This window comes from Bradyrhizobium sp. Ses1, assembly GCF_059512365.1.
The window spans coordinates 150,372-163,304 of the sequence record NZ_JCAMOQ010000002.1 but is presented as its reverse complement, the minus strand read 5'-3'; the positions used below and the strand labels follow the sequence as shown (position 1 = coordinate 163,304).

The 12,933-nt window shown below is 63.6% G+C and carries 10 protein-coding genes; 7 read left to right on the top strand and 3 right to left on the bottom strand.

Going from position 1 to position 12,933, the window contains the following annotated elements; genetic code table 11:
* Positions 1-5: 5 nt before the first annotated feature.
* Both AC5ZG5_RS03720 and AC5ZG5_RS03715 read right to left on the bottom strand, forming a co-directional pair.
* Positions 6-986 carry an ABC transporter permease gene (locus AC5ZG5_RS03720; RefSeq protein WP_456641063.1) on the bottom strand — a complete coding sequence of 327 codons (981 nt, stop codon included), beginning with the start codon at positions 984-986 and terminating at the stop codon, positions 6-8.
* Between the two features lie 93 nt (positions 987-1,079).
* On the bottom strand, positions 1,080-2,672 hold the full coding sequence (locus AC5ZG5_RS03715; protein ID WP_456641062.1) for an ABC transporter substrate-binding protein: 1,593 nt from the start codon (positions 2,670-2,672) through the stop codon (positions 1,080-1,082).
* Positions 2,673-2,868: 196 nt separating this feature from the next.
* Between AC5ZG5_RS03715 and AC5ZG5_RS03710 the strand changes: the two genes are divergently transcribed.
* The 6 genes from AC5ZG5_RS03710 to AC5ZG5_RS03685 all read left to right on the top strand — a co-directional run bounded on the left by AC5ZG5_RS03710 (position 2,869) and on the right by AC5ZG5_RS03685 (position 11,347).
* A complete protein-coding gene (locus AC5ZG5_RS03710) occupies positions 2,869-4,122 on the top strand; it encodes an NAD(P)/FAD-dependent oxidoreductase (RefSeq protein WP_456641061.1) in 1,254 nt (417 codons plus the stop codon).
* A gap of 144 nt (positions 4,123-4,266) precedes the next feature.
* On the top strand, positions 4,267-4,515 hold the full coding sequence (locus tag AC5ZG5_RS03705) for a DUF6489 family protein (protein ID WP_028164994.1): 249 nt from the start codon (positions 4,267-4,269) through the stop codon (positions 4,513-4,515).
* Positions 4,516-5,316, top strand: a complete 801-nt coding sequence (locus AC5ZG5_RS03700; protein WP_130228921.1) for an esterase/lipase family protein — start codon at positions 4,516-4,518, stop codon at positions 5,314-5,316.
* Positions 5,317-5,390: 74 nt separating this feature from the next.
* The gene (locus AC5ZG5_RS03695; protein WP_456641060.1) at positions 5,391-6,938 is read left to right on the top strand and encodes a WS/DGAT/MGAT family O-acyltransferase; all 1,548 of its coding nucleotides are present in this window, start codon (positions 5,391-5,393) and stop codon (positions 6,936-6,938) included.
* 11 nt (positions 6,939-6,949) lie between these two features.
* Complete coding sequence (locus AC5ZG5_RS03690) at positions 6,950-7,942, top strand: alpha/beta fold hydrolase (RefSeq protein WP_130228919.1); 993 nt, start codon at positions 6,950-6,952, stop codon at positions 7,940-7,942.
* Positions 7,943-8,113: 171 nt separating this feature from the next.
* The gene (locus tag AC5ZG5_RS03685) at positions 8,114-11,347 is read left to right on the top strand and encodes a bifunctional cytochrome P450/NADPH--P450 reductase (protein WP_456641059.1); all 3,234 of its coding nucleotides are present in this window, start codon (positions 8,114-8,116) and stop codon (positions 11,345-11,347) included.
* 100 nt (positions 11,348-11,447) lie between these two features.
* Here AC5ZG5_RS03685 and AC5ZG5_RS03680 read toward each other — a convergent pair whose 3' ends face one another.
* Positions 11,448-12,338, bottom strand: coding sequence for an alpha/beta fold hydrolase (locus tag AC5ZG5_RS03680; RefSeq protein WP_456641312.1), 891 nt, complete (start codon positions 12,336-12,338; stop codon positions 11,448-11,450).
* 206 nt (positions 12,339-12,544) lie between these two features.
* Here AC5ZG5_RS03680 and AC5ZG5_RS03675 point away from each other — a divergent pair, with 206 nt between their 5' ends.
* The gene (locus AC5ZG5_RS03675; RefSeq protein WP_028164988.1) at positions 12,545-12,928 is read left to right on the top strand and encodes a hypothetical protein; all 384 of its coding nucleotides are present in this window, start codon (positions 12,545-12,547) and stop codon (positions 12,926-12,928) included.
* The last annotated feature ends 5 nt before the right edge of the window (positions 12,929-12,933 follow it).

Genomic DNA, 12,933 nt, shown 5'->3' with positions numbered 1-12,933 from the left:
GGCCCTCAAGCCGGACGGCTGACGGTGGCGCGCAGGCGCGGGTCGACGATGGTGTAGAGGATGTCGACCACGAGGTTGATCGTGACGAAGATCAGCGAGACCATCAGAAGATACGCCGCCATGATCGGGATATCGACGTTTTGCACCGCCTGCACGAACATCAATCCCATGCCCGGCCACTGGAACACGGATTCGGTGATGATCGAGAATGCAATAACCGAGCCAAATTGCAGGCCGGCCACGGTGATGACGGGAACCAGCGTGTTCTTCAGCGCGTGACCGAAATGAATGGCGCGCATGGTCAGTCCACGGGCGCGGGCAAAGCGGATATAGTCGGCGCGCAGCACTTCCAGCATCTCCGCGCGCACCAGCCGCATGATCAGCGTCATCTGGAACAGGCCGAGCGTGATCGAGGGCATGATCAGCGCCTTGAGGCCAGAGACCGTGAGCAGGCCAGTGGTCCACCAGCCGATCCGCACTACTTCGCCGCGGCCGAATGAAGGCAGCCAGCCCAAGGTCACCGCGAACAAATAGATCAGGAGGATGCCGATCAGGAAGGTCGGCAGCGAGATGCCGATCAGTGACACCGCCTGGCATAGCTTGGCAAGCAAGGTGTCGCGCCTCAGCGCGGCATAGACGCCCATGAGGATGCCGAACACCATCGCGAAGATGGTGGCGCAGACCGCGAGTTCCAGCGTCGCCGGCATCCGTTCGGCGAGCAGTGTCGAGACCGGCTGCCGGAACTGATAGGAGACGCCGAACTTGAACTGCGCCGCGTTGACGAAATAGCGCGCGAACTGGATCAGCACGGGATCATCGAGCCCGAGCGATTTGCGCACCGCCTCGCGCTCAGCCGCGGGCGTGTCGATCGAGACGATCTGGCTGACGGGGTCGCCGGCGAAACGGAACATCGCGAAGGCGATGATCCCGACGGCGATCATCACCCCGATGGCTTGAACGGCGCGGCGAAGCGTGAAAGCGAGCATCTGTTCCTTTCACCCGAAGCGTTGGCGATTTCCCGCCACTAAGCAAAAGGTCCCGGAAGCGCGGGGCTGCCGGGACCTTGGAGTGACGAAGCTTTATTCCGATTTGACCATCCAGTAGGGCAGCACCTGGTTGTCCGGGCGCTGCACCACTTTCAACTTCTTCGAGACACCCCAGGCCAGCGCCTGCTGATGCAGCGGGATATAGGCCCAGTCCTTCATCGCGATCTCGAAGCCGGCCTTTATCAACTGGTCGCGCTTGGCAGTGTCGGTCTCCTGCAGCACCTTGTCGGCGATGGCGTCGAATTCCTTGTTGCAGTAGCCGCCGAGATTGGTCTCGCCGCGCGCCGATTTCGGATCGTCACGGCAGCCCATGATGTCATACATCACGTTATGCGAGTCGAGCGTGCCCGGCGTCCATCCCAGCATATAGAACGAGGTCTGGTAGCCGCCGGGCTTCAGGATTTTTGCAAAATACTGCGCTTTCGGCTGCGCCAGCAGATTCACCTTCACGCCGATGCGGGCGAGCATGCCGACCACGGCCTGGCAGATCGCGGCGTCGTTGACATAACGGTCGTTCGGGCAATCCATGGTGACTTCGAAGCCGTCGGGATAGCCGGCTTCGGTCAAGAGCTTCTTGGCGCCGTCGGGATCGAATTTCGGACGGGCGAAATCCTTCGACAGCGCGAACAGTTGCGGCGCGACCATCAGCGCCGACGGCGTCGATAGCCCGCGCATCACGCGGTTCTTGATCAATTCGATGTCGATCGCCTTGTAGAAGGCTTCGCGGACACGGACATCCTTGAACGGGTTCTTGCCCTTGATGTTGGAGTAGAGCAATTCGTCGCGGCTCTGGTCCATGCCGAGGAAGATGGTGCGGAGCTCCGGTCCCTTCAGCACCTGCGCGTTCGGACTGGAATCGACGCGCGAGATGTCCTGGATCGGAACCGGCTCGATGATGTCGACCTCACCCGAGAGCAGCGCGGCGACGCGGGTCGCGTCCGAGCTGATCGGAGTGAAGACAATTTCCTTCAAATTGTGTTCGGGCTTCTGCCACCAGTTCGGATTGACCTTGAACACCGTCTTCACGCCGGGCTGATGGCTTTCGATCATGAAAGGCCCGGTGCCGTTGGCGTTGAGCGAGGCAAAGCTCGGCGTGGTCGCGGATGCCGGCGTGGGCTGCGTGGCATTGTTCGCCTCAGCCCACTTCTTGTCCATGATGTACCAGGTATCCCATTGCGAATTCAGGATGGGATTGGGCGAGGTCAGGATGAAATCGACGGTGTAGTCGTCGACCTTGACGACCTTGGCATCGGCAGGAATGCGGGTCTGCAGGTTGGAGCCCTTGGCGCGGACGCGGTCGGCCGAGAACACCACGTCGTCGGCGGTGAAGGGATCGCCGTTTTGGAATTTGACGTTCTTGCGCAGATGGAAGCGCCAGCGGGTCGGCTCCGGCGTCTCCCAGCTTTCCGCGAGCGCCGGAATGATCCTCAGATCCTTGTCGCGCGCGGTGAGACCTTCATAGACTTGGCCGAGATGGGCATGGGTGGTCGTCTCGTTCAGCGTATGCGGATCCAGCGATTTGAGATCGCCCTGATTGGCGTAGCGCAGCGTCTGGGCAGAAACAGGTGTCGTCGTCGCAACGATGGCAAGACTTATTGCCGCAAGCAGATGATGACGTACCGACATTTGAACCTGTTCCCCGTCTTGGTCCCACGATGCGCGCTGTTGGTAGGATATTGCATGCCAATGTTGCCAAAGTTTACCGGGTGCGCAAGCGCGATTTCCCGTAAGACGTGAGATCAGTTTGCGCAGTGGTGCCGCAATCATTAGCTTGACGCTCGCTGGTCGGGCGTGCGCGTAACATTGAACTTTCGGAGTACTGATGGCGGAACTGAGGGCCGACGTCGTTGTCCTGGGGGCTGGCATGGTCGGTGTTGGTGCCGCCTTGCATCTGCAAAAACGAGGCCGCGATGTCGTCCTCGTCGACCGGCATGATGTTGCCGGCGAGGAGACGAGTTACGGCAATGCCGGCATCATCGAATGCGCCTCGGTTTTTCCCTACATGTTCCCGCGGGATTTCGGGGAGCTGCTCCGCTATGCGCTGAACCGCGCGCCGCAGGTGCGCTACCGCTTCGCCGACCTGCCGATCTTCCTGCCATGGCTCGCGCGCTATTACTTCGCCTCCTCGGCTGAGGGTGCATTGCACAGCGCGCTCGCCGAGATGCCGTTGATCCGACAGAGCCTGATCGAGCACGAGGCGTTGATTGCAGAAGCCGGCGTTCCGGAATTGCTGCGCAAGACCGGCTGGATCAAACTCTATCGCAGCGAAGCGACCTTCGCCAAGGCCGTGCGCGATACTGAGCGTGCGAAGCAATATGGCGTCACCAACGAAGTCCTCGATGCCAACGGCATCGCCGCGCGTGAGCCGAACCTGTCGGGTGACTTCGCCGGCGCGGTATATTCGCCGGCGCCGGGCTCGATCGTCGATCCCGGCGGGCTGGCAAAGGCCTATGCCGCGTTGTTCGGCCGCAGGGGCGGCCGCTTCTTTGTCGGCGATGCCCGCACGCTCGAACAGTCCGGCGGACGATGGCGCGTGGCCATCAGCGAGGGCAGTGTGACCGCCCGCGAGGTGGTGGTCGCGATGGGCCCGTGGTCCGACCAGGTATTCGGCCCGCTCGGCTATGCGATCCCGCTTCAGGTCAAGCGCGGTTATCATTTGCACCTGAAGCCGGGCGGTAACGCCGTGCTCAATCATCCCGTGCTCGATTCCGATCTCGGCTATTGTCTGGCGCCGATGAACCGCGGCATCCGGCTCACCACCGGTGTCGAGTTCGCCCATCGCGACGCACCGGCGTCCCCGGTGCAGGTCGAGCGGGCGGTGCCGCGGGCGCGCAACCTGTTTCCGCTCGGCGATCCCGTCGAGTCAAAGCCCTGGAAGGGCGCGCGGCCCTGCCTGCCGGACATGCTGCCGGTGATCGGCAAGGCGCCGCGCCACCCCGGGCTCTGGCTCGATTTCGGCCATCAGCACCACGGATTGACGCTAGGGCCCGTGAGCGGCCGGCTGCTTGCGGAGATGATGACCGGCGAGACGCCGTTTGCGGATGCGAAGCCGTTTGCGGTCGAGCGCTTTGGTTGACCCTGGCAGGCGACGCCTGCCGCCTGCCGTCATCGTCCCGCTTGCGTGACCAGCCCTCTCGCGGCGATACTGCACCACGGCATGATCCTTTCGAAGAATCGATTCCGGGTCATGTTCTTGCGTCAACTGCATTGAGGAGCGGTCATGAAGGTCAATGTCGAAATAGATTGCACGCCGCTCGAAGCCCGGCAGTTCTTCGGCCTGCCGGATGTCGCGCCGATGCAGACGGCGGTCATGGAAAAGCTGCAGCAGCAGATGACCTCGAACATCGAGAAGGTATCGCCGGAAGCTTTGATGCAGAGCTGGCTCGATCCCAAGCTGGCCGAGCGTTTCCAGGACATGTTCGTGGCGATGGCGGGCCTCGGCAGCACCTCGAAGAAGGACAGGAAATAGATGACGGCCGTGGATGGCAGTCGTGAGGAGAGCGAACGCCGGCTGCGTCCACCGAACATCTGTCTGATGCTGGCCGAGGGCAGGGGCCTGTTCGAGTTCAATTCGAGCCTCCTGCTGCTGCCGCTTTTGATGCGTGCGCCGAGAGGGGACGGCCATCCGGTGCTGACGCTGCCGGGATTCCTGGCAAGCGACCTGTCAATGGCGCCGATGCGGCGGTACCTGAAGGCGCTCGGCTATGACACCTATGCCTGGAGCTTTGGCCGCAATGTCCGCGGCCTCAGCCGGATGCGCGCCTCGCTGCGCGATCTGTTGCGGCGGATCACTGACTCCACCGGACGCAAGGTGAGCGTTATCGGCTGGAGCCTTGGCGGCGTCTATGCGCGCGATCTGGCGCTGAACGCGCCGGAGATGGTGCGCTCCGTCATCACGCTCGGCTCCCCCTTTGCCGGCGATATCCGCGCCACCAACGCGACGCGGCTCTACGAGGCGCTGACAGGCGAGAGCGTCGATGACATTCCCGAGGTCCGGCAGGCGATCGCCGGCGACATGCCGGTGCCGACGACCTCCATCTACTCGCGCGCCGACGGCATCGTGAACTGGCGCACCAGCGTGCTGCGTCCGTCGGCAACAGCCGAAAATATCGAGGTGCTGCTCGCAAGCCATATCGGGCTCGGCGTCAATCCCGCGGCGCTCTGGGCGGTAGCCAACCGGCTGGCGCAGGCGGAGGGCGAGTTCAGGCATTTTGATCGGTCCGGCCCCTTTGCCATTGCCTATCCACCCCCGGAACAGGCACAATCCTGATCGACGCCGCAGCAAGCGGCCGTCCGAATGAGAGCGCCACCAAGGCGCCGCGCGACCATCACCGGGAGGGAGCCATGGCCGACGCCAAGAAACTGTCGTCGCTGGACGCGTCGTTTCTCTATCTGGAAACGCCGGAAATGCCGATGCATGTCGGGAGCATGGCGATCTTCCGCCTGCCCGACGACTACAAGGGCGACTTCTTCGAAGACTTCAAGGCGATGATCGCCTCGCGATTGCACATTGCGCCGATCCTGAAATCGCGCCTGGAGAAGGCACCGCTCGACATCGACCATCCTTCCTGGGTGGAGGACGACCAGTTCGACATCGACCGCCACATCTTCCGCGGCAGCCTGCCGGCGCCGCATGACCGCGCCACGCTGGAGCGCCTCGTCGGCTGGATCCATGCCAAGCTGCTTAATCGCGCCCGGCCGCTGTGGGAGTTCTACGTCTTCGAGGGCATGCAGAACAACGAGATCGGTCTCTATTCCAAGATGCACCATGCCTGCATCGACGGCGGCGCGGGCGCTGCGCTCACCAGCATGATCTACGACATCTCGCCGATCCCGCGGAAGGTCGAGCCGCCGACCGCGCGGAAGGTCGCGCAGGAACCGCGCGACATTGCGGCCAACCTGATCGATTCCTATCAGCTGCTCTGGACCCAGCCGTTCGATGCCGCGGCGGCGCCAAGGACGATCGAGCTGCCGCGCTCGGGCAAGAGCGATCTCGGCTCGATCCTGTTCGACAACGCCATGTTCCAGATCGAGAACGCAATCAAGTTCGCAAGCGCCGTGCCGGCGATGCTGAAAAGCGTGTCGGAGGTTGTGACCAAGGTCTCCGATCCAAAATCGCGCGAAAGCCTCGCCAGCATGGTGTCGCCGCCGACCATCCTGAACAAGGCGATCTCCTCGGAGCGCAGCTTTGCCGGCACTTCGGTTTCGCTGTCGCGCGCCAAGGCGATGGCAAAGGCGGCCGGCGGCAAGCTCAATGACGTCGTGCTGGCGCTCGCCTCCGGCGTGGTGCGCCGCCATTTGATCAGCCAGGGCGCGCTGCCGAACAAGTCGCTGACCGCGGCGGTGCCGATCTCGCTGCGCGAGGAGGGCAATACCGAATCGAACAACCAAGTGTTCGGCATGATCTGCTCGATCGCGACCAATGTCGAGGATCCCAGGGCGCGGCTGGAGGCGATCATCGCGCAATCCACCAAGGCGAAGGAGATGTCGCATCCGCTGCGGGCGTTCATGCCGCAGGTCTCCAATGTCTCGATGCTGGGCGCGCCGATCCTGGTGCAGATCCTGGCGCTGCTCTACAGCCGCTCGGATCTGTCGAACGTGCTGCCGCCGGCAGCCAACATCACCGTCTCCAATGTGCCGGGACCAAGACAGACGCTCTACGCGGCGGGCGCGGAGCTGCTGCACATCTTCCCGGTGTCGATCGCAACCCACGGCCTTGCGCTCAACATCACCGTGCAGAGCTATCGCGACCAGCTCGACTTCGGTTTCGTCGCCGGCGCGAACATCATTCCGCATGTGCAGATTTTGTGCGACATGCTGCCGGCCGAATTCGAGGCGCTGGAGGCGGCGTTCGTGCCGCCACCAGCCGAGACCAAGAGCGCCGCTGAATAAGGATTGTCTCGATGTTGGAAATGCCCCCGCTGCAATTCGCCCAGACCAACGGCATCCGCATGGGCTTCTATGAAGCCGGACCCAACACGGACAAGCCGCCGATGGTGCTCTGCCACGGCTGGCCGGAGCTCGCCTTTTCCTGGCGCCACCAGATCAAGGCGCTGAGCGAAGCCGGTATCCGCGTGATCGCGCCGGACCAGCGCGGCTATGGCGTAACCGACCGGCCGGAGCCGGTCGAGGCCTATGATATCGAGCAACTGACCGCCGATCTCGTCGGCCTGCTCGATCATCTCGGCATAGACAAGGCCATCTTCGTCGGCCATGACTGGGGCGGCTTCGTGGTCTGGCAGATGCCGCTTCGGCATCCGGGCCGCGTCGCCGGTGTGGTCGGCATCAATACCCCGCACACCAACCGCGCCTGGGCCGATCCGATCGAGCTTTTACGCAAGCGCTTCGGCGAGCACATGTATATCGTCCAGTTCCAGGACCCCGCGCACGAGCCGGACAAGATATTTGGCAGCCGGGTCGAGCAGACCTTTGATGCCTTCATGCGCAAGCCGGCACGGCGGCCCGACGCTCCGGCGGAGGAGGTGGTGGCCGGCGTCGGCGCCTCGCCGCGGCTCAACCTGGCTTTCCCGCAGATGATCGCGAATTACGATGCCCAGCACGATCCGCGCACACCGATCCTGTCGCCGGAAGAAAAGCAGGTGTTCGTCGATGCCTTCACCAAGACCGGCTTCACCGGCGGCATCAACTGGTATCGCAACATGTCGCGCAACTGGCAACGCTCCGAAGGGCTCGATCACATTGTGCGCGTGCCGTCGCTCATGATCATGGCCGAGAACGACGCGGTGCTGCCGCCGTCGTCGGCCGATGGCATGGACAAGCTCATCCCGGATCTCGAGAAATACCTGGTCAAAGACAGCGGCCATTGGACGCAGCAGGAGAAGCCGGAAGAAGTCAGCGCCAAGCTGATCGAATGGCGTAGAAGGCGGTTTGGGTAGAGCAGGCGCTTCCAGCATCCTCGATGGTCATTCCGGGGCGCGCGCGTAGCGCGAGCCCGGAATCCATCGGGCCGCATGCGAGGAGGCGCAATGGATTCCGGGCCTGCGCCAAGAGGCGCATCCCGGAATGACAGGATGAGAGATCGAGAATAGGGCAGGAGACATTCCCATATGCCATCCGGCAACCGACTGGCTCCGATCCCGCATCCACCGACCATGCCCGTGGTCGGCAACATGCTGTCGCTGGATTCGACTGCGCCGGTGCAGCATCTGGTGCGGCTCGCCAAAGAGCTCGGGCCGATCTACTGGCTCGACATGATGGGCGCCCCGCTCGTGATCGTCTCCGGCCATGACCTTGTCGACGAGCTCTCGGATGAAAAGCGCTTTGACAAAGCGGTGCGCGGCTCGCTGCGGCGTGTGCGCGCGGTCGGCGGCGACGGCCTGTTCACTGCCGACACCAAGGAGCCGAACTGGGGCAAGGCGCACAACATCCTGCTGCAGCCGTTCGGCAATCGCGCCATGCAGTCCTACCATCCGAGCATGGTCGATATCGCCGAGCAGCTCGTGAAGAAATGGGAGCGGCTCAACGCCGACGAGGAGATCGATGTCGTGCACGACATGACGGCGCTGACGCTCGACACGATCGGGCTCTGCGGCTTCGACTATCGCTTCAATTCGTTCTATCGCCGCGATTATCACCCCTTCGTGGAGTCGCTGGTGCGCTCCCTCGAGACCATCATGATGACCCGCGGCCTACCGCTGGAGCGCCTGTGGATGCGCCAGCGACGCAAGACGCTCACTGAGGACGTCGCGTTCATGAACAAGATGGTCGACGAGATCATCGCCGAGCGCAGGCGGAGCCAGTCCGATGTCGGCGAGGGCCAGAAGGACATGCTGGCCGCGATGATGACCGGCATCGATCGCGTCACCGGCGAGCAGCTCGACGACGTCAACATCCGCTACCAGATCAACACATTCCTGATCGCGGGCCATGAGACCACGAGCGGTCTGTTGTCGAGCACGATCTATGCGCTGTTGAAACATCCCGAGGTGCTGAAGAAGGCGTATGAGGAGGTCGACCGCGTGCTCGGCTTCGATATCAACGCCAGGCCGACCTATCAGCAGGTCACCCAGCTCACCTACATCACGCAAATCCTGAAAGAGTCGCTGCGGCTGTGGCCGCCGGCGCCGGCCTATGGCATCGCACCGCTGCAGGACGAGACCATCGGCGGCAAGTACAAGCTCAAGAAGAACACGTTCATCACTGTCCTGGTGATGGCGCTGCATCGCGACCCCAGCGTCTGGGGTCCGAATCCTGATGTCTTCGACCCTGAGAATTTCAGCCGCGAGGCCGAGGCCAAGCGGCCGATCAATGCCTGGAAGCCGTTCGGCAACGGCCAGCGCGCCTGCATCGGCCGCGGCTTTGCGATGCATGAGGCAGCGCTCGCACTCGGCATGATCCTGCAGCGCTTCAAACTGATCGATGTGCATCGCTACCAGATGCACCTGAAGGAAACGCTGACGATCAAGCCCGAGGGCTTCAAGATCAAGGTGCGCCCGCGCGAGGACAGGGAGCGCGGCGTCTTCGCTGGCGCGGCCGCGGCGGCGTCGGCCGCGCCGAGGGCGCCTCGGCCGAAACCGCGCCTGGGACACAACACGCCGATGCTGGTGCTCTACGGCTCCAATCTCGGCTCGGCCGAAGAACTGGCGACGCGGATGGCCGATCTCGCCGAGGTCAATGGCTTCAACACAAAGCTCGGTCCGCTCGACGACTATGTCGGGAAATTGCCGAAGGAAGGTGGCGTTCTGATCATCTGCGCCTCCTACAATGGCGCGCCGCCCGACAACGCGACGGAGTTCGTCAAATGGCTCGGCAGCGATCTGCCGAAGGACGCGTTTGCCGGCGTGCGCTACGCAGTGTTCGGCTGCGGCAACAGCGATTGGGCGGCGACGTACCAGTCGGTGCCGCGCTTCATCGACGAGCAGCTCACCGCCCGCGGCGCCCGCGCCGTCTATCCGCGCGGCGAGGGCGATGCTAGGGCCGATCTCGACGGCCAGTTCCAGAAGTGGTTTCCGGCTGCCGCGCAGGTCGCGAGCAAGGAATTCGGCATCGACTGGAACTTCACCCGCACGCCAGAGGACGAGCCGCTCTATGCGGTCGAGCCGGTAGCGCCGGCCTCGGTCAACGCCATCGTCGCGCAGGGCGGCGCGGTGGCGATGAAGGTGCTGGAGAATGCGGAACTGCAGAACAAGTCCGGCGCCAATCCGTCCGAGCGTTCGACTCGGCACATCGAGGTTCAACTACCGCCCGGCATCACCTACCGCGTCGGCGATCATTTGAGCGTGGTGCCGCGCAACGGTCCGACGCTGGTGGACCAGGTCGCGCGCCGCTTCGGCTTCCTGCCGGCGGACCAGATCAGGCTGCAGGTGACGGAAGGCCGTCGCGCGCAGCTGCCGGTCGGCGATGCGATCTCTATCGGGCGGTTGCTCACCGAGTTCGTGGAGCTGCAGCAGGTCGCAACCCGCAAGCAGATCCAGGTGATGGCCGAGCATACGCGCTGCCCGATGACGAAGCCGAGGCTGCTCGCCTACGTCGGCGACGACGATGCGTCCGGTGAACGTTATCGCAGCGAGGTGATGGACAAGCGCAAATCGGTGTTTGATCTCCTGGAGGAGCATCCGGCCTGCGAATTGCCGCTCCACATCTATCTGGAAATGCTATCGCTGCTGGCGCCGCGCTATTATTCGATCTCGTCCTCGCCCTCGGGCGATCCCGCGCGCTGCAGCGTCACCGTCGGCGTCGTGGAGGCGCCGGCGAATTCGGGCCGCGGCATCTATAAGGGTATCTGCTCAAACTATCTTTCCGGCCGCCGCGTCGGCGACACCATCCATGCCACCGTGCGCGAGACCAAGGCCGGCTTCCGCCTGCCCGACGATGCGTCGGTGCCGCTGATCATGATCGGCCCCGGCACGGGCCTGGCGCCGTTCCGCGGCTTCCTCCAGGAGCGCGCGCATCGCAAGTCGCAGGGCGCCAATCTGGGGCCGGCAATGCTGTTCTTCGGCTGCCGCCATCCGGATCAGGATTTCATCTATGCCGACGAGTTGAAGGCGTTCGCCGCCGATGGCGTCACCGAGCTGCACATCGCGTTCTCGCGGCTCAATGGCTCGAAGACCTACGTGCAGGACCTGATTGCCGCCCAGAAGAACCGCGTCTGGGACCTGATCGGGAAGGGCGCGATCATCTATGTCTGCGGCGACGGCAGCAAGATGGAGCCGGATGTCAAGGCGACCCTGATGTCGATCCGTCGCGAGCACAATGGGGACGATGCCGGCGCAGCGACGCGCTGGATCGAGGACCTCGGCGCGAAGAACCGTTACGTGCTCGACGTCTGGGCGGGCGGATAGCCACAAATTGTAGGATGGGTAGAGCGAAGCGAAACCCATCGCGTCTATGCGCTTGGTGGCAATGATGGGTTTCGCTGCGCTCTACCCATCCTACGATCCGTCACGCCGCCTTCGCCGCAGCTCCATGCGCGTGCTCAGCGATGGCGTCGATGATCTCTGGCCACATCGGGATCGGCAATGCGTGGCCCATGCCCTCGATCATCAGGAGTTTCGCGCCCGGGATCGAGGCCGCGGTGTCCTTGCCGCCGGCCGGGTGCACCAGCGGATCGACGGTGCCGTGGATGACGAGTGTCGGCGCTTTCACCACGCCGAGGCGTTGCTTGCGGCTGCCGGAGGCGAGGATGGCGCGGAGCTGGCGGCCGACGCCGGCGGGATTGAGGCCGCGTTCATAGGTGCGCAGCGCCCGCGAACGATCGAGCGCCTCATCCTCGGGGAAGGAACCGACGCGCAGGACCTTCCAGGTCTTGGCGAAGCGCTCGATATATTCGTCCTTCGTCCTTGGCGGCGGCGCCATAAGTATCGCCCCGGCCTCGCGGGTCGGCGGCGGGATCTTCGGATTGCCTGTCGTCGACATGATCGAGGTGAGCGAGCGCACGACTTGCGGAAACGAGATCGCGACTTCCTGCGCGATCATGCCGCCCATGGAGGCGCCGACCAGATGCGCAGACTTCAGCCCGAGCCCGTCCATCAGGCCGACCGTGTCCTTGGCCATATCGATCAGTCTGTAGGGTGCGGCGACGGGGATCCCGAACAGACGCAGTCTCAGCATTTCGAACGCCGTCAGCCGCTTGCCGCCTGTGAGCTTGCCGGACTGGCCGATGTCCCGGTTGTCGAAGCGGATCACGCGAAAGCCGCGCGCGGCGAGCTGTTGGCAGAACTCGTCGTCCCAATGGATCATCTGGGCGCCGAGCCCCATGATCAGCAGCATCGGTTCGGCGCTTTCGTCGCCAAAGATCTCGTAGCAGATGTCGATGCCATTGGCGCGGATCATCTGCGGCGGCCGGTGGACGAGGGTGGTCACGGGGCCTCCTCGGCTGGGTTCTTGATGGACGACTGTATGCCACGCTTTGCCGCAGCGCAGAAGCTTTCTGACGCGGCGTTCAATGTCAGCTTGGGTTGACCGGCTGCCTGCAACGGTGTCGTATGGAGCGCAAAGAGAAGCGTGGCAAGCGCTCGCAAGCACGTGGGAGAGCGCCAATGGCCGACAAGGGCAACGATCCTGCTGTCGTCTGGCAGACGATGATCGGCGAGCTGGAAAAGGGATTCAATTCCTTCGCCAACAAGGCAATGGGAACGCCGGAATTCAGCCGGATGATGAACCAGGCCGGCGGCGTCGCGGCCGGCGCGCAGAAGCAGTTCGCGGAGCTCATGGAGAAGTATCTGGTGGGCATGAACCTGCCGAGCCGGGCGCAGCTCGTCGGCATGGCCGAGCGCCTGCAATCGATCGAAAGCCAGCTCGACGAGATCAAGGCACTGCTGAGCGAGATGAACCGCAGCGCGGGCAATGTGGAAAGTGCGACAGCCGGCAAGCCGCGGCCGCCGCGCACCAAACGCCCGCCTGCGGAGAAAGCGCAAAAATGAACGCG

Excerpts from the sequence above, each read along its gene's own strand:
- AC5ZG5_RS03720 (WP_456641063.1), bottom strand. The coding sequence starts at position 986 with ATGCTCGCTTTCACGCTTCGCCGCGCCGTTCAAGCCATCGGGGTGATG.
- AC5ZG5_RS03715 (WP_456641062.1), bottom strand. The coding sequence starts at position 2,672 with ATGTCGGTACGTCATCATCTGCTTGCGGCAATAAGTCTTGCCATCGTT.
- AC5ZG5_RS03710 (WP_456641061.1), top strand. The coding sequence starts at position 2,869 with ATGGCGGAACTGAGGGCCGACGTCGTTGTCCTGGGGGCTGGCATGGTC.
- AC5ZG5_RS03705 (WP_028164994.1), top strand. The coding sequence starts at position 4,267 with ATGAAGGTCAATGTCGAAATAGATTGCACGCCGCTCGAAGCCCGGCAG.
- AC5ZG5_RS03700 (WP_130228921.1), top strand. The coding sequence starts at position 4,516 with ATGACGGCCGTGGATGGCAGTCGTGAGGAGAGCGAACGCCGGCTGCGT.
- AC5ZG5_RS03695 (WP_456641060.1), top strand. The coding sequence starts at position 5,391 with ATGGCCGACGCCAAGAAACTGTCGTCGCTGGACGCGTCGTTTCTCTAT.
- AC5ZG5_RS03690 (WP_130228919.1), top strand. The coding sequence starts at position 6,950 with ATGTTGGAAATGCCCCCGCTGCAATTCGCCCAGACCAACGGCATCCGC.
- AC5ZG5_RS03685 (WP_456641059.1), top strand. The coding sequence starts at position 8,114 with ATGCCATCCGGCAACCGACTGGCTCCGATCCCGCATCCACCGACCATG.
- AC5ZG5_RS03680 (WP_456641312.1), bottom strand. The coding sequence starts at position 12,338 with ATGATCCGCGCCAATGGCATCGACATCTGCTACGAGATCTTTGGCGAC.
- AC5ZG5_RS03675 (WP_028164988.1), top strand. The coding sequence starts at position 12,545 with ATGGCCGACAAGGGCAACGATCCTGCTGTCGTCTGGCAGACGATGATC.